The 23047-nt window shown below is 36.9% G+C and carries 18 protein-coding genes; all 18 read right to left on the reverse strand.

Features of this window, described 5'->3' with window-relative positions:
• Window positions 1–56: 56 nt before the first annotated feature.
• Window positions 57–3557 carry a transcription-repair coupling factor gene (gene mfd, locus K3248_RS04100; RefSeq protein WP_220717090.1) on the reverse strand — a complete coding sequence of 1167 codons (3501 nt, stop codon included), beginning with the start codon at window positions 3555–3557 and terminating at the stop codon, window positions 57–59.
• Window positions 3545–3853, reverse strand: coding sequence for an FAD assembly factor SdhE (locus K3248_RS04105; protein ID WP_220717094.1), 309 nt, complete (start codon window positions 3851–3853; stop codon window positions 3545–3547). The genes mfd and K3248_RS04105 overlap by 13 nt, the downstream gene beginning before the upstream one ends.
• Window positions 3854–3930: 77 nt before the next feature.
• A complete protein-coding gene (locus K3248_RS04110) occupies window positions 3931–4611 on the reverse strand; it encodes an ABC transporter ATP-binding protein (RefSeq protein WP_220717095.1) in 681 nt (226 codons plus the stop codon).
• A complete protein-coding gene (locus K3248_RS04115; protein WP_220717097.1) occupies window positions 4611–5879 on the reverse strand; it encodes a lipoprotein-releasing ABC transporter permease subunit in 1269 nt (422 codons plus the stop codon). The genes K3248_RS04110 and K3248_RS04115 overlap by 1 nt, the downstream gene beginning before the upstream one ends.
• 8 nt (window positions 5880–5887) lie before the next feature.
• Window positions 5888–7216 (reverse strand): proline--tRNA ligase, encoded by a 1329-nt coding sequence (gene proS / locus K3248_RS04120; RefSeq protein ID WP_220717099.1) that lies wholly within the window; start codon window positions 7214–7216, stop codon window positions 5888–5890.
• Between the two features lie 224 nt (window positions 7217–7440).
• A complete protein-coding gene (locus K3248_RS04125; RefSeq protein ID WP_220717100.1) occupies window positions 7441–9117 on the reverse strand; it encodes a ribonuclease J in 1677 nt (558 codons plus the stop codon).
• 53 nt (window positions 9118–9170) lie between these two features.
• On the reverse strand, window positions 9171–9974 hold the full coding sequence (locus K3248_RS04130; RefSeq protein WP_220717102.1) for a biotin--[acetyl-CoA-carboxylase] ligase: 804 nt from the start codon (window positions 9972–9974) through the stop codon (window positions 9171–9173).
• A 5-nt stretch (window positions 9975–9979) separates the two neighbouring features.
• A complete protein-coding gene (gene nuoN / locus K3248_RS04135; RefSeq protein ID WP_220717104.1) occupies window positions 9980–11434 on the reverse strand; it encodes an NADH-quinone oxidoreductase subunit NuoN in 1455 nt (484 codons plus the stop codon).
• A gap of 17 nt (window positions 11435–11451) precedes the next feature.
• Window positions 11452–12921 carry an NADH-quinone oxidoreductase subunit M gene (locus K3248_RS04140; protein ID WP_220717170.1) on the reverse strand — a complete coding sequence of 490 codons (1470 nt, stop codon included), beginning with the start codon at window positions 12919–12921 and terminating at the stop codon, window positions 11452–11454.
• On the reverse strand, window positions 12921–14885 hold the full coding sequence (nuoL, locus tag K3248_RS04145; RefSeq protein WP_220717105.1) for an NADH-quinone oxidoreductase subunit L: 1965 nt from the start codon (window positions 14883–14885) through the stop codon (window positions 12921–12923). Before nuoL ends, K3248_RS04140 begins: the two co-directional genes overlap by 1 nt.
• A gap of 6 nt (window positions 14886–14891) precedes the next feature.
• Window positions 14892–15200, reverse strand: coding sequence for an NADH-quinone oxidoreductase subunit NuoK (gene nuoK / locus K3248_RS04150; protein ID WP_220717106.1), 309 nt, complete (start codon window positions 15198–15200; stop codon window positions 14892–14894).
• Between the two features lie 9 nt (window positions 15201–15209).
• A complete protein-coding gene (locus K3248_RS04155) occupies window positions 15210–15830 on the reverse strand; it encodes an NADH-quinone oxidoreductase subunit J (RefSeq protein ID WP_220717107.1) in 621 nt (206 codons plus the stop codon).
• A gap of 96 nt (window positions 15831–15926) precedes the next feature.
• The gene (gene nuoI, locus K3248_RS04160) at window positions 15927–16418 is read right to left on the reverse strand and encodes an NADH-quinone oxidoreductase subunit NuoI (RefSeq protein WP_212112704.1); all 492 of its coding nucleotides are present in this window, start codon (window positions 16416–16418) and stop codon (window positions 15927–15929) included.
• A gap of 14 nt (window positions 16419–16432) precedes the next feature.
• Complete coding sequence (gene nuoH / locus K3248_RS04165; RefSeq protein ID WP_220717108.1) at window positions 16433–17479, reverse strand: NADH-quinone oxidoreductase subunit NuoH; 1047 nt, start codon at window positions 17477–17479, stop codon at window positions 16433–16435.
• 19 nt (window positions 17480–17498) lie between these two features.
• A complete protein-coding gene (gene nuoG / locus K3248_RS04170) occupies window positions 17499–19568 on the reverse strand; it encodes an NADH-quinone oxidoreductase subunit NuoG (protein WP_220717109.1) in 2070 nt (689 codons plus the stop codon).
• A gap of 64 nt (window positions 19569–19632) precedes the next feature.
• Complete coding sequence (gene nuoF, locus K3248_RS04175; RefSeq protein WP_220717110.1) at window positions 19633–20940, reverse strand: NADH-quinone oxidoreductase subunit NuoF; 1308 nt, start codon at window positions 20938–20940, stop codon at window positions 19633–19635.
• Between the two features lie 190 nt (window positions 20941–21130).
• Window positions 21131–21760, reverse strand: coding sequence for an NADH-quinone oxidoreductase subunit NuoE (gene nuoE / locus K3248_RS04180; protein ID WP_220717111.1), 630 nt, complete (start codon window positions 21758–21760; stop codon window positions 21131–21133).
• A complete protein-coding gene (locus K3248_RS04185) occupies window positions 21760–22950 on the reverse strand; it encodes an NADH-quinone oxidoreductase subunit D (protein ID WP_220717112.1) in 1191 nt (396 codons plus the stop codon). Before K3248_RS04185 ends, nuoE begins: the two co-directional genes overlap by 1 nt.
• Window positions 22951–23047: the final 97 nt, after the last annotated feature.

A 23047-nucleotide genomic window follows, 5' to 3' on the forward strand; every position in this document is an offset into this window, starting at 1 on the left:
TAACTTTAGATAATAACCTTACAAAGTAAATGATAGCTATTAAATCATAGAGTAAATCAAACAGAATGTTGTTCTGCCATTTCTACAAGCTGTGTCATAATCGTTGCCGCTCCAACAAGTCTTTCATCTACAGTAGCCCAATTTCGAATAAGAGCAATACTCTGATCCGATCGAATTTTTGCCATTGAACCTTGTTTTCCAACCCACTGGACAAGAGCAACACTATTTGCAAAATAATTATTACGAAATTGTATAACAACACCTTTTGGTCCAGAATCCAATTTTTCTACATGTGCTTTCCGACATAATATTTTAATATAAAACACTTTAAGAAGATGCTGGACTTCGAGAGGTAAAGGACCAAATCGATCAATTAATTCAGCCCCAAATTCATTAATTTGTTCTAAATCATCAAGTTCTGTCAAACGACGATAAAGTCCCATTCGTAATGATAGATCAGGCACAAAACTTTCTGGTATCATTATGGTTATACCAAGTGAAATTTGAGGTGACCATTGCTTATCTTCACTTTTTTCTCCCTCTTTTAATTCAGCAACAGCTTCCTCAAGCATTTTTTGATAGAGCTCAAATCCAACTTCTTTAATATGCCCAGATTGCTCTTCACCTAAAAAATTACCTGAACCCCGAATATCCATGTCATGACTTGCTAATTGAAAGCCTGCCCCTAATGTATCAAGGGATTGTAAAACTTTAAGACGACGGTCGGCAGCAGGGGTTAAAATCTTACCTGAAGGATAAGTAAAAAGTGCATAAGCACGTTGTTTAGAGCGCCCTACCCTCCCTCGTAATTGATAAAGAGCAGAAAGACCAAACATCTCAGCACGATGCACGATTAAAGTATTGGCTGTTGGAATATCAAGCCCTGACTCAATGATGCTTGTTGATAACAAAACATCATATTGGCCATCATAAAATGCATTCATAATATCATCAAGTTGTCCAGCTGGCATTTGTCCATGCGCGATAACAAACTTGAGTTCTGGTACATGTGTCTTAAGATATTCTTCTACAACACCAAGATCAGAAATACGAGGACATACATAAAAACTTTGTCCACCACGATAATATTCTCGAAGCAATGTCTCTCGTATAACAAGCGCATCAAAAGGTGAAATAAAAGTACGCACCGCCATTCTATCGATAGGTGGAGTTGTTATCAATGAAAGCTCACGTATCCCTGATAATGCTAACCCCAAAGTACGTGGTATGGGGGTTGCTGAAAGCGTAAGAACATGAATATCACTTTTAAGCTCTTTTAAGCGCTCTTTGTGTTTTACACCGAAATGCTGCTCCTCATCAATAACAAGAAGCCCTAACCGTAAAAAATTAACTGCATTGCTTAAGAGTGCATGCGTTCCAATAACAATATCAATTGTACCATCAGCAATACCTTTTTTAACTTGTGCGAGTTTCTTAGCTTTGACAAGCCTTGAAGCATGAGCAATCTTAACAGGTAATCCTTGAAACCGTGAACTAAAAGTCTTATAATGTTGTCGTGAAAGTAAAGTTGTTGGTACAACAACAGCAACCTGATATCCATTTAATGCAGCAACAAAAGCACTCCTAATAGCAACTTCTGTTTTTCCAAAACCAACATCGCCACATATCAAACGATCCATCGGTTTACCTGATGCTAAATCGTCTATAACAGCATCAATAGCATCTAATTGATCTTCCGTTTCTTCATAAGGAAAGCATGCAATAAACTCATCAAATGGTCCAATTGGTGGAACGAGAGCAGGTGCAGAACGTGTAGCACGTTCTGCGGCTATACGGATTAATTGACCAGCCATTTCCAATAAATGTTTTTTAAGCCGTGTTTTGCGTGCTTGCCAAGCAACACCACCTAGTTTGTCTAATGTAATATCTGTTCCTTCTGACCCATAACGTGAAAGAAGTTCAATATTTTCAACAGGAAGAAACAGCCTATCACCTCCAGCATACTTAATTTCGAGACAATCTCGTAAAATTCCTGTTGTAGTAATGGTTTTAAGACCTATGAATTTTCCAATACCATGATCGATATGCACAACAATATCGCCAGAATTTAAAGCAGAAATTTCAGAAATAAAATTTGTATTATTCTTACGTCGTTTTACTGTTCTCTTTAATCGATCACCAAGAATATCTTGCTCTGCGATAAGAGCAAAATCTTCAGTTTCAAAACCGTGTTCTATCCTTATAACAGCTGCTGATACATGATCACGTGGCATTGCACTGACAGTTTGCAATGACTTTACAACATTTATTTTTTTTAACCCGTATTCGTCAAGAACCTGTATCAAACGATTGAGAGCCCCTTCGCTCCAACAGGCTAAAAGGACCTTCTTACCAGAAGCGCGTAATGAAGCAATATGATGAATAACACTTGAAAAAACATTCCTCTCTTGTGCATTACGCTCTGTTACAAAATCATATCCTGCATTAACATTCGCATGGATAATAGTTTTCTCAAGAGTTGGTGGAGCATGAAAAGGTATAAAATCAATATGTTTCTTAGATTTTTGCGCACATTCTAAAACATGCTCTGGAGTTAAATAAAGAAGATTAGGCTCTATTGGATGATAAGGAACAGAAATTTCTTTATCATTTTCACGCTCTTTGCGTGCATTATAATAATCTTCTATAAGACGATAACGTTCAATGAATATTTCTTCTGTGAGATGCTCAAAAACAACAGGTAAGTTACCACAATAGTCAAAAAAATTATCAAGCTTTTCATAAAAAAATGGAAGCCAATGTTCCATACCAGCAAAACGCCGTCCTTGGGAAATTGCCTCATACAGCATGTTATTTTTTTGTGATACACCAAATGTGCGAATATAGTTGCTTTTAAAGCGACTTATGCGTTCCGGTGTCAGAACAACTTCACTCATAGCGTGTAATAAAAAATCTGTTTTTTGCTCTGTTGTTCTTTGGGTTTCTGGATCAAAAACGCGGATGCTTTCTAGGGTCTCTCCAAAAAAATCAAGACGCAAAGGTTTAATATCCATAGGAGAAAAAATATCGAGGATTCCTCCTCTCACTGCAAATTCACCAACGTCACGGACCACTGTAACACGTTCAAAACCATTGCATTCTAGAGACTTAATTAAATGCTCCATACGAATAGATTGTCCAACGCGTACATGAATAATTTGATCTTCAATGATTTCACGAGGAGGTAATTTCTGCATCACTGCATTGGCTGTTGTTAATATAATTGCAGTATGTGGATTCTTACGCAAACTCGCTATATGCGCTAAAGTTGATAAACGATGTGCCACAATAGCAATTCCAGGTGACACGCGATCATAAGGCAAACAATCCCATGCAGGAAATTGAAGTACAGGCAAACTGGGCTCAATAAAACTCAAGACTTGCTTTAAATGAGCAAGTTTTGTCCCATCGCGAACGACATAAATCAAAGGGGTATCCTGTGCAATTTCTGAACGCACTTTTGCAAGTGCAAAAGCTTCAAAGCCTTCAGGAATCCCATCAAAAATCATATGAGTAGAAATATTTTTGGGGACAGTAATTTTTTTTAATATAGGCATCGGAATTCATTAAATTTTAAACGAGCATAATAATTGGCAATATCACGAAAAAGTAAGCTATCAACTTCAGAGGGTGGTAAAATTTCTCCAGTAATCCATTTCAATAAATCCCGATCATTAAAAGACATAATATATTCAAATTCAGAAACTGTTTCATCACTCATTTCAGTAATATGGGCATCTACATAATGTCCAAAAATAAAATCCATTTCACGAATACCGCGGTGCCATGCACGAAAAAGCAATCGGCGACGACGCGCATCCAATTGATTTTTGTTAACGACAAAAACTGCCATAAAAATCTCCTTGAATTCACTGAAAAGTGATATATTTATACTTTTTTAATATTTGGAATAAACTTTGTAGCTTATCCTTAGGGAAGTTCAATAATCTTTTTTTCTTTAAGCGTAATTCTACGATGCATTTGTTTGGCTAAAGCATAATTATGTGTTGCAATAAGAGCAGCAAGACCAGATTGACGAACAAGCGCTGATAAAGCTTGAAAAACATAAGCTGAAGTGACAGGATCAAGATTTCCTGTAGGTTCATCGGCCAAAAGAACTGAAGGGGCATTAGCTACTGCACGTGCAATAGCAACACGTTGTTGTTCGCCACCAGATAATTCCGATGGACGATGGTTTGCGCGATGAGAAACACGTAAATATTTCAAAAGCTTAAATGCACGATCTTCTGCTACAGATTTTTTAAACCCCGCTATCATTTGTGGTATCATGATATTTTCTAAAGCTGTAAACTCTGGAAGCAAATGATGAAATTGATACACAAAGCCTATATCATTTCGTCTGATAGCAGTTCGTTCATCATCAGAACGCTTTGCACAAGAAATCCCTCTTAACATGACATCACCAGCTGTAGGTTTTTCCAATAATCCCGCAATATGAAGAAGAGTTGATTTTCCAGCACCAGATGGTGCGACAAGTGCAACAAGCTCTCCACGATTAAGGATAAAATTTGCTTTATCCAAAATAATGAGAGGTTTATTACTTTCAAAAAAATGCCGTTCAATCTCTACAAGCTCTAAAATTGCTGTCATTATTCATACCTCAAAGCTTGCACAGGATCTAGCTTAGCTGCACGCCATGCCGGAATAATTGCAGCAAAAAATGACAAAGCTAAAGCCATCACAGCAACCATAACAGTCTCTCCCCACTCAATTTGTGCAGGCAATTTTGTTAAAAAATAAAGTTGAGGATTAAAAACATCAACATTAAACAACCAAGAGATAAAATTTTGAATATGATTGATATTCGCAGTTGCTATGATACCAAAAATTAAGCCTAATATTGTTCCAATAAACCCAATCATCATACCAGTAATAATAAATATACGCAAAATTGCACTTTGTTGTGCACCCATTGTACGTAAAATTGCAATATCATGGCTTTTGTCTTTTACAAGCATAATCAGTCCTGAAATAATATTTAAAGCAGCAACGAGAACAATTAGCGAAAGAATAAAAAACATAACATTTCGTTCAATTTGTAAAGCTGAGAAAAAAGCTTGATTGCGCGCACGCCAATCAATTAAATAAACCTGTTGTTCAATAGCTTTTTCTATCATTGGTTTTATTAGATCAACCGAATCTGGATCATTGAGAAAGAGCTCTAAAGACTGAACCTTATTCCCCAAATTAAAAAACATTTGTGCTTCATGAAGAGGCATAAAAACAAATATTGAATCATATTCAGACATACCAACTTCAAAAATAGCAGATACTTTATAAGCTTTAACACGTGGTGTAATCCCAAAAGGAGTCTCATCACCATCTGGAGTAACAATACGAAGATCACTCCCAATTGACAGGCCTAACTTTGCAGCTAAGCCACTTCCAATTGCTACCCCTTCTTCTTTATCAAAATGTGAAAGAGATCCTAATTTAATATTTTGGGATACTGTTTTAAGTTTCTCTAAATCTTGTTTACGCATACCACGAACCAAAGCACCTGATCCTCCTTGTAGTTGTCCCTGCACAAGTGCTTGGCCTTCAATAACAGGTAAAGCAAATTTCACACCCTTCACGGATTCTAAAGAGGAAATAAGAGTTTCATAATCAGAAAAACCAGAATTAACTGTTTGAACAATAAGATGACCATTCATACCAAGAATACGATTAAGGAGCTCTGTACGAAAGCCATTCATCACTGCCATTACAACCACCAGAGCAAAGACCCCTAGCATAATTCCAATTAAAGAAATAATAGAAATAACAGATGCAACAACATGTTTTTTATGAGGAATCATATAACGGAAAGCAATCATCCACTCATAAGATGACAACCATTTATTTCTCAACCTCATCATAATATTGCCTATTTAATTACAGAAAATTGGCTGAGAGCATCTTCAACCGTTACAGTTTTTTTGCTACCTGTTTTTCGATCTTTTATTTCAACTTCATTTTGTGCAAGACCTTTAGGTCCAACGATGATTTGTGTCGGTAAACCAATCAAATCCATTGTAGCAAACTTTGATCCAGGACGCTCATTATTATCATCTAATAATGGGTCTAAACCAGCTGCTCTTAATCCCTGATAGAGCATTTCACAAGCATGTGTACATTTCTCATCATCTGGCTTCATGTTAATGATACCAACATCAAATGGTGCCATTGATTTTGGCCACATAATACCATTTTCATCATGAAAAGCTTCAATCACTGCAGCAACAAGACGTGAAGGTCCAATACCATAAGATCCCATAGAAACTATATGTTCTTTTCCATCCTTCCCCATGACTTTTGCTCCCATGGGAGAAGAATATTTCGTACCAAAATGAAAAATATGTCCAACCTCAATACCACGCGCTGAAAGACGATTTTGCTTAGAAACTTGCGCCCACTCTTCTTCATTATGCATTTCTTCTGTTGCTGCATAAAAGGACGTCCACTCTTTCACAATATTAGCTAATTTAGCTTTATCACTGAAATCAATAGAACTATCTGGAACCGTAAGTTCAAGAAATTGTTTATCGCAAAATATAGCGCTTTCTCCCGTTTCAGCCAAAATAATAAATTCGTGACTAAGTTCCCCACCAATTGGGCCTGTATCAGCACGCATAGGAATTGCTCTTAAACCAAGACGAGAAAAAGTACGTAAATAAGCAATAAACATACGATTATAAGATGTTTTAGAGCCTTCATAATCAAGATCAAAAGAATAAGCATCTTTCATTAAAAATTCTCGTGAACGCATCACGCCAAAACGTGGACGGATTTCATCACGAAACTTCCATTGAATATGATACAAATTAAGTGGAAGGTCTTTATAAGAACGAATATAGGAACGAAAAATATCAGTAACCATTTCTTCATTTGTCGGACCATAAAGTAAATCACGCTTTTGACGATCTTTAATGCGGAGCATTTCTAAACCATAATCATCATAACGACCACTTTCACGCCAAAGATCTGCAGATTGAATGGTGGGCATCAATATTTCTATAGCACCAGCCCGTTCTTGCTCTTCACGTATAATCTTACAAACTTTATCAAGTACTTTTTTACCTAAGGGAAGCCAAGAATAAATCCCTGATGTTTGTTGACGAATCATACCAGCACGCAACATAAATCGATGAGAAACAATCTCGGCTTCCTTAGGAGTCTCTTTTAAAAGTGGGAGAAAATATTGAGAAAGACGCATTGAAATAATTAACTCCTAACTAGATCCATTGTATTAAAACAATGAAAAATATATCCTACGCTCATCTATAGCTACATTCTAAATACTTGCCAATATAACGATCATGTTATTGAAAAATTTATGTCTTATCTTGCTTATCAGCTTTATTTTTAGTGATAAAATGCTTTGATAAGCCCCTCCCCCTTTCTTTCATAAAAAAAATGATATAATAATACTAAAGTACTTTATTTTGATCTGTGTAAAAAAACTGTACAGATAGGCTTTTTTTTCCAAACTTCATGAGTTGCAGATCTCACTGCACGTCGTATTGCTTCTTGAACAAGTTCATTATTTTTTCGTTTAATACGTGGAATATTATAAAAAGTATTTTCCACTACATCGAAAAGAATATCTTTCAAACTTTCTCCTTTTTCATTTCTTACAGGTAATCCAAATGTGCTCAAACCAATATCACCATATAATTCATGCTTATTATTCAAATGGATAGAAACAGCAATATAACCAGCATAACTTAATTTGCGACGTTCACGAATTCCTAATTCATCCTCATTTCCTAGAAGACAACCATCTTTATAAATACGACCAACAGGAACTTGATCAATAACTTCTACAGGATCTGGAGCAAGGCGTAATATACTACCGTTTCTTATATCCGTCACAATTTTGATACCTGCTTGACGGGCTAGTTCCGCTTGAGCAGTAAGATGCATTGCCTCACCATGTACAGGCACAAGTATCTGTGGTTTTATCCAATCATACATCTGTAAAAGCTCTAGGCGACGGGGATGACCTGAAACATGGACAAGTTCATCCTCATTTGTAATTACTTTAATACCTAGATCAATGAAACGATTTTGTATCTCGATAATCGCTTTTTCATTTCCTGGAATACTTCTTGAAGAATAAATAACAGTATCACCAGAAGAAAGTGCAATATTTCTCATCTCATTGCGTGATAATTTAGCTAAAGCAGCACATGGCTCCCCTTGGCTCCCCGTTACCACCAAAACAAGGTCTTTGCGTGGAATATAACCATAATCTTCTTCGCTAACAAATGGTGCTAACCCATTCATATAACCTAACTCTTCTGCAATCATAATACTACGCTTAAGGGATCGTCCAACAATGAGGACCTTACGCCCAACAGATTCGGCAGCAAGAGCAATTGAACGTATCCGACCAACATTCGATGCAAAAGTTGCTATTGCAACTCGTCCTTCCGCTTTTGAAATAATTTCAGAAAGACTACTCTGAACTTGTTGCTCTGATGCTGTTATACCATCTCGACATGCATTTGTAGAATCGCACAGTAATGCTAAAATACCTTTTTTGCCTAAAGTTCGAAACCGTTTTTCATCCGTTATAGGCCCCAACGAAGGTCTATGATCAATTTTCCAATCTCCTGTATGAATTACAGTTCCTAAAGAGGTTGTAATCGCTAAAGATACAGATTCTGGAATGGAATGATTAACAGCGATAGCTTCTATTGCAAAGGGGCCAACCTGAAAACAATCACCAGCTTTAAAAATATTGAATGAAACTTTATGAAATTCAAAGTCTGATTGTTTTTTACTTTCCAATAATCCTGCTGTGAAAGCTGTACAGTAAAGTGGAATTTGTAATTTTGGCCATAAATCAAGAACAGCACCATAATGATCTTCATGAGCATGCGTTAAAACAAGACCACGTATATTATGTTTTTCACTTTCTAGGAAACGAATATCAGGTAAAATAAGATCTGCTCCTGGTAACTCAGCTCCCGCAAAACTAACACCCATATCAACAAGTAGCCATTCACGAAGATCTTGAGAACCAAATCCATAAGCAGCCAAATTCATGCCGATTTCACCTACCCCTCCAAAAGGTAAAAAAACAAACTCATTTTTATTGGCTGCAAGCATAAACATCTCCTCAATGATCAAAATAATCTGATGATAAAATAAATTTTAATATATTAATAACGATCTACATAAACAGAAGCTGCCAAACCAAAATGAACATCTCCAGCAGTTATAATGGCTTTTTGACCATTTGTCTGTTTTATGATACAATTGAAATCGCTATCTAGTCCCTCAAAAATACCTTCGGTAATTTTTTTGTCATCAATTATTTTAACATATTGTCCAAGATGAGCTGAATATAAAAGCCATTTTTCACGGATAATATCCTGTCCTCTTGTTTGCTGCCAAAGAAGATAATTCTTCGCAAAAGATTCCGTTAAAGCCGTAAATAACTGTTCTGTTTCAATATGCAAACCAATATTCTTTAAGCTTGAAGTAGGATACGGTGCATTTTCATAATGATATTTTACATTTATTCCAATACCAATTACCAATGCATCCTGTTGCGTTGGTAATTTAAAAATTTCAAGTAAGATTCCAGCGCCTTTCGCTCCTCTTAGCAAAATATCATTTGGCCATTTTAAACTCACAATATTATTTATTTGTTTTTCATCTTCTATAAATTGCTTTATTGCCTCTACCACACTTACTCCAGAAACAAAACCAAGCTGAGCAGCTGTTTTATGAACAATACCATCAATTAATAAAACACTAGAATAAAGGTTTCCCCTAGGACTAGACCATATTCTACCTCGTCTCGCTCTTCCTTGTAATTGCTCTTGTGCAACAACCCAAAGATTTCCGCCATGACCAGCTTGTGCTTTTTGCTGAGCAATAAGATTTGTTGATTCAACAGCTTCGTATGATACAACAGTGTATCCTTGTTTTTGTGCAAAATCTGATAAAAGATAAACCATATGTGTTAAAATAGTGCTGCGGCGGCTTTTTCTGCCAACTCAGCAAACCAAATTCCGAAAAACGTATAAAATAAAATAAATAAAGCAGAAAGGCCAAGACAAAACTGAAGCTCATTTGATACAATAATAAAATGTGCTTTTGCCTCATCAAACCACATAATCTTGATAACACGCAAATAATAAAAAGCCCCAATAACAGATGCTATCATACCAACAATAACAAGGGGTGTAAGACCAGCATGAACAGCAGCAGAAAATGTATACCACTTACCAAAAAAACCAGCCATAGGTGGTATACTTGCTAAAGAAAAAAGCTGTATCGTCATTACAACAGCCATAAATGGATTTGTCTTGACTAACCCTGAAAGATCATAAATGTTCTCAACATTTCCATTTCTTAATCGCATTCCAAGAATAAAAGCAAATGAACCAATTGTCATACCAAGATAAATTGTCATATAAAGAATAACACTTTTGACCCCAAGCATATCTCCAGCTGCTAAACCAACAAGTGCATATCCCATATGACTAATCGATGAATAAGCCATTAAACGCTTAATATTACTTTGACCAATCGCTGCAAATGCACCAAGTATCATTGAAGCAATTGCCATAAATATCAAAATTTGTTGCCATGCAGGCATAGAGCCATTAGAGCTTCCTAATGGAATGAAAGTCATAACAATAATACGAATGATTAAGGCCATTGCCGCAACTTTAGGAGCACCAGCAAAAAATGCTGTAATGGGTGTTGGTGCCCCTTCATAAACATCAGGTGTCCACATATGAAATGGAACCACAGAAATTTTGAAAGCTAAACCTGCTAAAATAAAGACAATTCCAAAAATAACACCCAATTGTAAACTACTACCAGTGAGAGAAACAGCAATTTCACGGAAACCAATTTGACCAGTAAAACCATAAAGCAAGGAAATACCATAAAGTAATAAACCCGAAGATAATGCTCCTAATACAAAGTACTTTAGACCAGCTTCAGAAGATTTTATGTTATTACGATTAATCGCAGCTAAAACATATAATGCTAAAGACTGTAACTCTAATCCCATATAAAGCGACAACGTATTGCCCGCTGAAATCATCAACATCATACCAAGAGTTGCAAAAAGAACGAGTACAGGAAATTCAAATATATCAAATTTTTGTACACTGGTAAAATTAACAGACATAATAAGAGCAAAAAGCGCACCAATAAGCGTTAAAATTTTCATATAACGACCAAAGGAGTCAATAATGAGCGCATTGGTTTGAAACAAGCCATTTTTCGGAAAAATAATAATTATAACAATAGTTGCTACAAAAAGAGCAATAGCTAATCCCGTAACGGTTAAAGAAGCGCGCGCTTTGGAATAAACACCTATCAAGAGCAACACAACTCCTCCTAATGCTATTAAAATTTCTGGAAGAATTAACACTAATTGAGCGATTATTTCAGTTTGCATGAGCATTATTCTCTTATCTAGTGTAGTTTATTAATGAGGGCTTCTACGGAAAACGCCGTTGCTTTAAGGATAGGCGTTGGATAAATCCCAAAAAATATTGTAAGAATAACCATTGGATAAAGGATAAATTTTTCTCTTGAAGAAAGATCAGTAAGAACTTTTAAATTCTCTTTATCTAAGGAACCAAAAATCACACGCCGATAAAGATAAAGTGCATAAGCTGCCGATAAAATAACGCCAGTTGTAGCAAAAACAACAACCAATTTACTCACTTGAAAAACACCAATTAAGGTTAAAAATTCACCCAAAAATCCTGAACTTCCTGGTAATCCAACATTTGCCATAGTAAAAATCAAGAAAACAACAGCATATTTGGGCATATTATTTACTAAACCACCAAAAGCTGAAATTTCACGTGTATGCAAGCGATCGTAGATAACCCCAACACAGAGAAATAATGCTGCTGAAACAATTCCATGTGATAACATTTGATAAATAGCACCTTGGACAGCTTGCTCATTTGCAGCAAAAATACCCATTGTTACGTATCCCATATGTGCTACTGAAGAATAAGCAATTAGTTTTTTTATATCACTTTGCACAAGCGCAACCAACGAGGTGTAAATAATAGCGATAAGCGACAACGTAAAAACCAAAGAAGAAAACGTAGCAGAAGCAAGAGGAAACATTGGTAGAGAAAAACGGAGAAAACCATATCCACCTAATTTTAATAATACACCAGCTAAAATAACAGAGCCAGCCGTTGGAGCCTCAACATGAGCATCAGGGAGCCATGTATGAACTGGCCACATCGGCATTTTAACCGCAAAAGATGCAAAAAACGCAAGCCATAACCATATTTGCATATGTGCTGGAAACTGATAATTGAGTAAAGTTGGTATATCAAGTGTTCCTGCTTCCCAATACATTGTCATAAGAGCAACAAGCATAAGCACTGAACCAAGCAATGTATATAAGAAAAACTTTATACTTGCATAAACACGCCGTGGTCCACCCCAAACCCCTATAATAATAAACATTGGGATAAGGCTACCTTCAAAAAAAACATAAAACAATATTGCATCAAGAGCACAAAAAACACCAATAATAGCTACTTCAAGAAGAAGAAAAGCAATCATATAAGCTTTTAATCTCTCTTTAACATTGTTCCAACTCGCTAAAATACAAAACGGTAAAAGAAAAGCGGAAAGGACAACAAAAAGAATAGAAATACCATCAACCCCCATATGGTAGCTAATTCCTCCTCCTAACCAACTCAATTTTTCAACCATTTGAAAGTGTGTATTTGTGGAATCAAAACCGACCCAAATAATGAGAGAAATAATAAAAACAAATACAGTTGTAAAAAATGCTACATTACGTATGTTATGTCGCGCTGCTTCACTATCATCTTTAATGAATAAAATTAGCAAAACACCTACAAGTGGTAAAAATGTAACTGTAGAAAGAATAGGCCAATCGGTCATCAGTTTACGCCCCCGATCATCATCCATGTGATAAACAATGCAATACCAATAAGCATTGCAAATGCATAGTGATAAAGATAGCCTGTTTGCAATCGAACAACTCTGTTGGTGATATCAACAACACGTGCTGCGATTCCATTCGGACCTAGACCATCAATAATTTTACCATCCCCCACTTTCCAAAGAAAAGAACCAATCTTGAAGGCGGAACGAACGAATAAAAAATGATATAGTTGATCAAAATACCATTTTTGGTAAAGAAACTGATACACTCTAGGCATGAGAGCAGCCAATTTCTTCGGAAGAGAAGGAGCAAAAATATAAAATAAATAGGCTAAAACGAATCCAATAACCATTGCTGTAAATGGCGACCATTTTACCCAATTAAAGACATGATGAGAATCATGGAGAATATGATTGTGGCTACTTGTAAATAATACGCCTTTCCAAAAAGTATTATATAAATTACCAAAAAAATAAGGTTGAAAAATAACACCAGCAAATATTGCTCCAATAGATAAAAGAAGAAGTGGAATTAACATTACTGGCGGTGATTCATGAACATGATGCATAACATCAACTGTAGCCCGCGGTTTACCATGAAATGTCATAAACATAAGCCGCCATGAATAAAAACTTGTTAATAAAGCAGCAAAAACAAGGAGATAAAAAGCATATCCTGAAGCAATATTATGGGATGCAAAGGCAGACTCTATAATTGCATCTTTGGAAAAAAAACCAGCAGTTCCAAAAACTGTCCCTGGAATTCCAACACCTGTTAAGGCAAGAGTTCCTATCATCATCATCCAATAAGTTACCTTTATATGCTTGCGTAACCCTCCCATTTTTCTCATATCTTGCTCATCAGATACAGCATGAATTACGGAACCTGCACCAAGAAATAATAAAGCTTTAAAAAAAGCATGTGTAAAAAGATGAAAAACAGCTGCGCCATACGCTCCAACACCAAGAGCAACAAACATGTAACCAAGTTGAGAACATGTAGAATATGCAATAACACGTTTAATATCATTTTGCACCAATCCCACAGTTGCTGCAAAAAATGCAGTAGTTGCTCCAACAATAATAATCACTGTTAAAGCAGTGGAAGAAAGTTCAAAAATTGGAGACATGCGCGCAACCATAAAAATGCCAGCTGTAACCATTGTTGCTGCATGAATAAGTGCTGATACAGGAGTAGGCCCTTCCATAGCATCAGGAAGCCATGTATGTAAAAAAAACTGTGCGGATTTACCCATTGCACCAACAAATAACAAAAGGCATGTAACAGTAATGGCTGCTTGTCCATTAAGCTGCCAACCTAAAAACGTCATATTTTGTATAAAGCTCTTATCTGCAGCTTTTGCAAAAATAGTAGAAAAATCAACTGATTGAAATAAAACAAAAATACTAAAAATTCCTAAGAGAAAGCCAAAGTCTCCAACACGGTTAACCACAAAAGCTTTTATTGCAGCTTTATTAGCAGAATCGCGTTGAAACCAAAAACCAATGAGCAAATAAGAAGCTAACCCTACACCTTCCCATCCAAAAAACATTTGAATTAAATTCTTGGATGTTACCAACATCAGCATCATAAATGTAAAAAGAGAAAGGTAAGAAAAAAAACGGGGTTTTGAAGGGTCATGATGCATATAACCAATTGAATAAATATGTACTAATGCTGAAACACTATTTACAACAATAAGCATAACAGCTGTTAATGTATCAATATGTAAAGCCCAATCAAAACTTAATCCATCGACACTTAGCCAATGTAACACGAGTAAATCAACTGCTGGAGCATGACCAAGAGCGATATTAAAAAAAGCTACCCATGATAATATGGCAACAATCACCATAAAACTACATGTTATTAATTCACTCGCGCGATCTCCTATAGATTTCCCACCTATAGCTGCAATTAAAAAGCCCAAAAGCGGTAGAAAGACGATCGTATAATACATCACTGATTAGCCTTTCATTACATTAACATCTTCAACCGCAATAGAACCACGATTACGGAAAAAAACCACAAGAATTGCTAAACCAATTGCTGCTTCAGCAGCAGCAACTGTTAGGATGAATAAAGCAAATATCTGACCGACAAGATCATGAAGAAATGCTGAAAATGCAACAAAATTGAGATTTACAGAAAGCAATATAAGCTCAATAGACATCAAGATAATAATTACATTCTTTCTGTTGAGAAAAATTCCAGCAATACCGATTGTAAACATTAAAGCAGAAACAGTCAGATAATGCGTAATACCAATATGCATAGCCCCCCCTTAAATACCCTTACCTGATTCAACTTTTTTAATTTCAATCGCACTTTCTACTGTTCTAGAAACTTGCGCTGCAATAGATTGCCGCTTTACACCAGACTTATGACGAAGTGTTAAAACAATAGCACCAATCATTGCCGTTAATAAAATGATTCCAGCTGTTTGAAAATAGAAAACATAATTTGTATAGAGAACATCACCTAATGCCTGTGTATTTGTTCGTTGTGCTAAATCTGGCATTGGTTGGGTAATATGCGCTTTAAGAATAGGAGAAAAATGGCTACTTACAAAAACAACAACTAATTCTACAGCAACAATAACGCCAACAAGGGCTCCAATAGGAGCGTATCGGAGTGCGCCACTTTTTAACTCAGCAAAATCAACATCAAGCATCATAACTACAAATAAAAATAAAACAGCGACAGCCCCAACATAAACTACCAGCAAAATAAGTCCCAAAAACTCTGCTCCCGCAAGTAAAAATAAAGCTGCTGCATTAAAAAACGCCAATATCAAAAACAAGACAGAATGTACAGGATTGCGTGCTGTAATAACAATAACAGCACTGGCAAGCATAATAAAAGCAAATAAATAGAAAAATGCCGCCGCTAGATCTGTTAGCATAGGCTTCTCCTCAATTAATAAAACGATTGGTACAAAATTTTCATACCAGATTACTATTTACCGGAAATCTATCCGACACCTCATTTAATGATACACTTAACGATAAGGTGCATCCATCAATATATTCCGAGCAATTTCTCTCTCCCAGCGATCTCCATTCATTAAAAGCTTTTCTTTATCATAATAAAGTTCTTCACGCGTTTCTGTCGCAAACTCAAAATTAGGGCCTTCAACAATAGCCTCTACTGGGCAAGCTTCTTGACAAAAACCACAATAAATACATTTCACCATATCTATATCATAACGAACAGTTCTACGTGTACCATCATTTCGTCGTGGTCCTGCTTCAATTGTAATGGCTTGTGCAGGACAAATCGCTTCACACAATTTACAAGCGATGCATCTTTCTTCACCATTTGGATAGCGACGTAACGCATGTTCACCACGAAATCGTTGAGAGACAACCCCTTTTTCATAAGGATAGTTAATTGTAGGCTTTGGTGAAAAAAATTGACGCATTGCTAAGAAAAAAGCACTCACAAATTCTAATAGAAGGAGTGACTTTGCAGCCTGAATAAAACCTGACATCGCGAAATCTCCTCTTAAACGAAACCAGTATACTTTAAAAAAGCAGCAGTTATCACAACCATTGCCAATGAAAGCGGAAGAAAAACCTTCCAACCAAGCCGCATAAGCTGATCATAACGATAACGCGGAACAAATGCTTTGACTATAGCAAACCAAAAAAATACAAAGCAAACTTTTAAAATAAACCAAATGATACCAGGAATCCAATTTAGCCACCAAACATCTAAAGGCGGTAACCAACCACCTAAAAATAAAATAGTTGTTAATGCACACATTAAAACAATAGCAACATATTCACCAAGAAAAAAGAGCATATAAGGTGTTGAAGAGTACTCTACCATATGACCAGCAACAAGTTCAGATTCCGCCTCTACCAAATCAAAGGGAGGACGATTTGTCTCGGCAAGCGCAGAAATAAAAAAGATAATAAACATTGGAAAAAGAACGAGCCAATTCCAATCAAGAAAACTATTAAAAGGAAGGCCAAGACTCGTACCAAGCCCATGACTTTGTTGATGAACAATTGTTGTAAGATCCAATGAGCCACTTATTAAAATAACGGTTACAAGTACAAATCCAATAGAAACCTCATATGAAACCATCTGTGCTGCTGAGCGAAGAGCACCTAAGAAAGGATATTTTGAATTTGATGCCCAACCACCCATAATAACGCCATAAACTTCAAGAGATGAAATGGCTAAGATATAAAGCAAACCAACATTAATTTTTGCAACTTCCCAACCTTCATTAACTGGAATAACAGCCCAAGTTGATAAAGCAAGTGTAGCAGAAACAAAAGGTGCTAAAAGAAAAACTCCCTTATTTGCACTAGCAGGAATAATAGGCTCTTTCACAACAAATTTAATTAAATCTGCAAAAGACTGTAATAATCCCCACGGACCAACAACATTTGGACCACGTCGTAATTGCACTGCTGCCCAAATCTTTCGATCTGCGTAAAGAAGATAAGCAATTAAAACCAAGAGAACAACCAAAAGGAGAAGCGTTTTTCCAACTATAATAAGCAATGGCAACAGCCAGATCATAAAGAAATCATACATCATTATTCCTTTTTTGCCCTTACTTTACAGCTTGTCTAGCACGATTTTTTGCTAGAGATGAACATTCAGCCATAACAGCAGAAGAACGTGCTATCGGATTTGTTAAATAAAAATCTTTAATCATAGAAGTAAAAGCTTGAGTCTCCAAAACAGTTACTTGTGCACCAAGTGCTTTAAGATCACTTATACTAGAAGGTGCTATATCATCAATGGCATAAAGATGTGGATAATCTTTAAAGAGTTGTTCTCTTAACTGGATAAGCGAATCAAAAGGAAGCTTTTGTCCTAAAACATCAGATAAAGCACGCAAAATAGCCCAATCTTCTTTTGCTTCACCAGGGGCAAAACCAGCCCGATTTGTCATTTGAACACGTCCTTCTGTATTTACATAAATTCCTGATTTTTCTGTATAAGCCGATGCTGGTAAAATAACATCAGCAGCATGAGCACCATTATCACCATGGCTACCAATATAAATTGTAAAAGCTTTTGTATTGGCTAGGTCTATTTCATCAGCACCAAGTAAAAATAAAACTTCACAGGTTTTAAGAATATTTTCAACCCCAATCTTAGAAATAAAACCAATATCCAATCCTCCAACTGTTGAGGCTGCATTATGAAGAACAGCAAACCCATTCCACTCTTCACTAAGAGCGCCAATATTATCAGATAATTTAGCAAGATTTTTTAAAACAGATAAACCTTCTTTACCTGAAAGAGCACCTTCTCCAATAAGAACAAGGGGCCTCTTTGCTTCTTTTAATACATTAAAAAAACTATCCTTTCCATGTATAAGCGCACTTAATGCATTAGTACCATCTCCAAGATAAGAATAAGGATAACGCAAATCGACCTTTTCTCCAATTAATGCAATAGGAAACTGCCCCATTCGTTGGCGCTTTAAAATGCGTGCATTTAAAACTGCTGCTTCATAGCGTGGATTAGATCCTACGATAAGCAATGCGTCAGCCTGTTCAATACCAGCAATCGTTGGATTAAAAATATAACTCGAACGGCCAAACTCAGAAGATAAAGCCCCTCCTCTTTGACGACAATCAAAAAACTTTGATCCTAATGAAGTTAATAAGATTTTAAGTGCATACATTTCCTCTACAGATGCAAGATCCCCCGCTATTGCTCCAATTTTTTCTGGTGACGTTTTAGAAACCATCATTTTAATTTTTGCAAAAGCCTCTGTCCAACTTGTAGGCTGCAGCTTTCCATCTTTACGAACATATGGTCTATCAAGCCGCTGCGTACGTAACCCATCCCAAATAAAACGTGTCTTATCAGAAATCCATTCTTCATTTACATCTTCATTTGTCCGTGGCATAATACGCATTACTTCACGACCACGGCTATCAATGCGAATTGCACTACCAAGTGCATCCATGACATCAATTGATTCTGTCTTAACCAATTCCCATGGACGTGCATGAAACGCGTAAGGCTTTGAAGTTAAAGCGCCCACAGGACACAAATCAATAACATTTCCCTGCAACTCAGATGTCATCGCTTTTTCAAGATATGTTGTAATTTCAGCATCTTCACCACGACCAATTAAACCAAGCTCGGAAATACCTGCTACTTCTGTAGTAAAACGAACACAGCGTGTACAATGAATACACCGCGTCATTATTGTTTTCACAAGTGGTCCAATATATTTATCTTCTACAGCACGTTTATTCTCTGTATAACGAGAACAATCTCGTCCATAAAGCATTGCTTGATCTTGAAGATCACATTCCCCCCCTTGATCACACACGGGACAATCCAAAGGATGATTAATGAGAAGAAACTCCATTACACCTTCCCGTGCTTTTTTAACCATCTCCGTATTAGTAAAAATTTCAGGCGCTTCACCATTAGGTCCTAATCGTAAATCACGAACTCCCATAGCACAAGAAGCTTGAGGTTTTGGAGGACCACCCTTAACCTCAACCAAACACATACGACAATTTCCAGCAACGGATAAAGATTCATGAAAACAAAAACGCGGCACTTCAGCACCCGCTGCTTCAGCCGCCTGAAGCAACGTATAGTAATCAGGTACCTCAATCTCTTTACCGTCAACTTTGATATTTATCATCACTCATCCAGCCCGCAGATAACCCACCTAAATTTGTATTTTGTTGCTCTTAAAACAAAACGCTCTACCCTACCGCTTCCAAAGCAATATTTCTACTTTGTACTACATTTCGCGTATATTCATCAATTCTACGTTCAATTTCTGGTCGAAAATTACGTATCAATCCCTGTATAGGCCATGCCGCAGCATCACCAAGTGCACAAATAGTGTGTCCCTCAACCTGTTTAGAAACTTCAAATAACAGATCAATTTCACGTTTTTGTGCTTTTCCTTCAACCATACGTCCTAAAAGACGCATCATCCACCCCGTACCTTCACGACAAGGTGTACATTGACCACAACTTTCATGCTTAAAAAAAGCTGCTATACGCCAAATTGCCTTGATAATATCAGTCGATTTATCCATTACAATCACACCACCTGTGCCAAAAGAGGATCCGATATCCCGAATTCCATCAAAATCCATAATTGCATCAACCATATCTTCACCACGAACGACTGGACAAGAAGCTCCACCTGGAATAACTGCTAAAAGATTATTCCATCCGCCACGAATACCACCGGCATGTTTTTCAATTAACTCACGAAAAGAAATCCCAAGTGCTTCTTCAAATGTACAAGGTGCATTTACATGTCCTGAAACCATAAATAATTTTGTTCCGACATTATTCGCACGCCCGATTGATGAAAACCATGAAGCTCCTCGACGCAAAATCGTTGGAACAACCGCTATAGATTCCACATTATTTACTGTTGTTGGACAGCCATAAACACCCATATTGGCAGGAAATGGCGGTTTAAGACGAGGTTGTCCTTTTTTTCCTTCAAGACTTTCGAGAAGCGCTGTTTCTTCACCACAAATATAAGCACCGGCACCATGGTGAATAATAATATCACAAGCGTGCCCATATTTTGTTTTTTTTCCAAGTAACCCTGCATCATAACATTCATCAACAGCTGCTTGAAGTGCCTCACGCTCACGAATATATTCACCGCGAATATAAATAAAAGCGACATTTGCTCCCATAGCAAAAGTAGCAATGACACATCCTTCAATCAAAGTATGGGGATCATGGCGTAAAATATCACGATCTTTACATGTCCCAGGCTCTGATTCATCAGCATTTACAACTAAATAATGAGGGCGACCGTCACTTTGTTTGGGCATAAAAGACCACTTCATTCCAGTAGGAAAACCAGCACCACCACGCCCACGTAAACCTGATTCCTTTACTTCATTAATGATCCAATCACGTCCTTTGTCAATAATCGCACGAATTCCTTCCCAATGTCCACGCGACATCGCAGCTTTTAATGATTTGTCTTTTAAACCATAAATATTGGTGAAAATGCGATCTTTATCAGCCAGCATACCCCACCCTTTTTTTTCTTGCACGTAGCATTCTTAGCTTTTCCTCAAATGCAGTAATTTAAAACGTTTTCCCAAAAATTTCTACTATAATCAAATCTTGCAATAACGGATAAAATAATAAAACACTTTTTCAAGAAAATATTTATTATGTTTCTATTTCATCCTTATCTTTTCCCTTCAAAAATTTCAGTTATTTATTTTTATCTTTTTCATCATCAACAAGTGATGTTAAACCACTGATTGGTTCTGATGACTTCCGACTATTTTGTGGACCAACCGCTATTTCAGAACCTTTTCCTGCCTTAAATGCATCAATAATTTCTTCAAGACGCTCTGCTGTAAGGTCTTCGTAGGTATCTTTAAAAATCATAACCATCGGAGCATTCACACAAGCACCGAGACACTCTACCTCTTCCCACGATAATGTTCCATCTTGATTGGTAACAAAAGGCTCGTGATGAATTTTTTTCTGACAAACTTTAATCAGATCACCAGATCCACGTAACATACAAGGAGTCGTACCACAAACTTGAATATGAGCTTTTGTGCCAACTGGTTTGAGCTGAAACTGAGTATAAAAAGTTGCAACCTCAAGAACACGGATATAAGCCATAGAAAGAATTTGAGCGATATGTTCAATTGCAGCACGTGTTACCCAACCATCTTGCTCTTGAGCACGCATCAGCAATGGAATTACAGCGGACTGTTCACGCCCAACAGGGTACTTTTTTATAGTATTTTGCACCCATATCTGATTTTCTTTTGTAAAAGAAAACTCTGTGGGTTGATAGATATCATCTGCAAGACGGCGTACGGACATTAACGATCAACCTCCCCAAAAACAATATCAATCGAACCCAAAATAGCTGTAGCATCCGCCAACATATGACCTCTTGTTAAAAAGTCCATAGCTTGAAGATGCGCAAAACCAGGAGCACGCAACTTAACACGATAAGGTTTATTGGTTCCATCAGAAACAAGATAGACTCCAAACTCACCCTTCGGGGCTTCTACAGCAACATATACTTCACCTGGAGGTGTATGAAAACCCTCTGTATACAGTTTAAAGTGATGAATAAGGGCTTCCATAGAACTTTTCATTTCGCTCCGCTTTGGCGGAACAATTTTACGATCCAAACTCGAAACTGGTCCATCTTTTTCAGTACTGAGCAAACGATCCACACATTGGCGCATAATTTTTGCCGACTGACGCATTTCTTCCATACGAATCAAATAGCGATCATAACAATCACTGTTTTTACCTACAGGGATATCAAACTCCATTTCATTATAGCACTCATAAGGTTGGCTTTTGCGCAAATCCCATGGCACTCCAGCACCGCGAATCATAACTCCAGAGAAACCGCGGGCCCAAGCCTCATCAATACTTACCACACCGATATCTACATTACGCTGCTTAAAAATCCGATTTGGTGTGACAAGCGCATCAAGTTTTCCAAGAGCAACAAGAAATGGATCAATAAAATTACCAATATCTTCAATTAAATCTTCTGGTAAATCTTGATGAACACCACCAGGACGAAAATAATTTGCATGAAGACGCGCACCACACGCACGTTCATAAAAAATCATCAGTCTTTCGCGTTGTTCAAATCCCCAAAGTGGTGGCGTCAAAGCACCAACATCCATAGCTTGTGTTGTTACATTAAGCAAATGATTAAGAATACGTCCAATTTCAGAAAATAAAACACGTATTAACTGCCCTCTTTTAGGAACTTCAACACCCAACAGCTTTTCAACAGCAAGTACGAAAGCATGCTCCTGATTCATAGGAGCAACATAATCTAAACGATCCAGATAAGGACCGGCTTGAAGATAAGTTTTTGTTTCCATCAATTTTTCGGTACCGCGATGCAATAATCCAATATGAGGATCTACACGCTCTACAACTTCACCATCTAGCTCCAAAACCATACGCAAAACCCCATGCGCTGCTGGATGCTGCGGCCCAAAATTGATATTAAAGTTCCGAACATTGACCTCAGCCACAACAAACCCCTTACTTTCAAAACTTTATATTAAATGTTAAATAAAATACTGATCACACTCAAAAACATTTAATTATTTTAAAAGCTGACCGCCCTAA

It is taken from the genome of Bartonella raoultii (assembly GCF_019659805.1).
GTDB classification, from domain to species: Bacteria; Pseudomonadota; Alphaproteobacteria; order Rhizobiales; family Rhizobiaceae; genus Bartonella; species Bartonella raoultii.

Coding starts and splice junctions, on each gene's coding strand:
- nuoL (WP_220717105.1), bottom strand. CDS start 14,885: ATGTATTATACGATCGTCTTTCTACCGCTTTTGGGCTTTTTAATTGCA.
- K3248_RS04155 (WP_220717107.1), bottom strand. CDS start 15,830: ATGCTAACAGATCTAGCGGCGGCATTTTTCTATTTATTTGCTTTTATT.
- K3248_RS04115 (WP_220717097.1), bottom strand. CDS start 5,879: ATGATGAGGTTGAGAAATAAATGGTTGTCATCTTATGAGTGGATGATT.
- K3248_RS04110 (WP_220717095.1), bottom strand. CDS start 4,611: ATGACAGCAATTTTAGAGCTTGTAGAGATTGAACGGCATTTTTTTGAA.
- mfd (WP_220717090.1), bottom strand. CDS start 3,557: ATGCCTATATTAAAAAAAATTACTGTCCCCAAAAATATTTCTACTCAT.
- K3248_RS04140 (WP_220717170.1), bottom strand. CDS start 12,921: ATGACCGATTGGCCTATTCTTTCTACAGTTACATTTTTACCACTTGTA.
- K3248_RS04130 (WP_220717102.1), bottom strand. CDS start 9,974: ATGGTTTATCTTTTATCAGATTTTGCACAAAAACAAGGATACACTGTT.
- nuoH (WP_220717108.1), bottom strand. CDS start 17,479: ATGTATGATTTCTTTATGATCTGGCTGTTGCCATTGCTTATTATAGTT.
- nuoI (WP_212112704.1), bottom strand. CDS start 16,418: ATGTCAGGTTTTATTCAGGCTGCAAAGTCACTCCTTCTATTAGAATTT.
- nuoN (WP_220717104.1), bottom strand. CDS start 11,434: ATGCAAACTGAAATAATCGCTCAATTAGTGTTAATTCTTCCAGAAATT.
- nuoK (WP_220717106.1), bottom strand. CDS start 15,200: ATGCATATTGGTATTACGCATTATCTGACTGTTTCTGCTTTAATGTTT.
- proS (WP_220717099.1), bottom strand. CDS start 7,216: ATGCGTCTTTCTCAATATTTTCTCCCACTTTTAAAAGAGACTCCTAAG.
- nuoF (WP_220717110.1), bottom strand. CDS start 20,940: ATGCTGGCTGATAAAGATCGCATTTTCACCAATATTTATGGTTTAAAA.
- nuoG (WP_220717109.1), bottom strand. CDS start 19,568: ATGATAAATATCAAAGTTGACGGTAAAGAGATTGAGGTACCTGATTAC.
- K3248_RS04125 (WP_220717100.1), bottom strand. CDS start 9,117: ATGCTTGCAGCCAATAAAAATGAGTTTGTTTTTTTACCTTTTGGAGGG.
- K3248_RS04105 (WP_220717094.1), bottom strand. CDS start 3,853: ATGGCAGTTTTTGTCGTTAACAAAAATCAATTGGATGCGCGTCGTCGC.
- nuoE (WP_220717111.1), bottom strand. CDS start 21,760: ATGTCCGTACGCCGTCTTGCAGATGATATCTATCAACCCACAGAGTTT.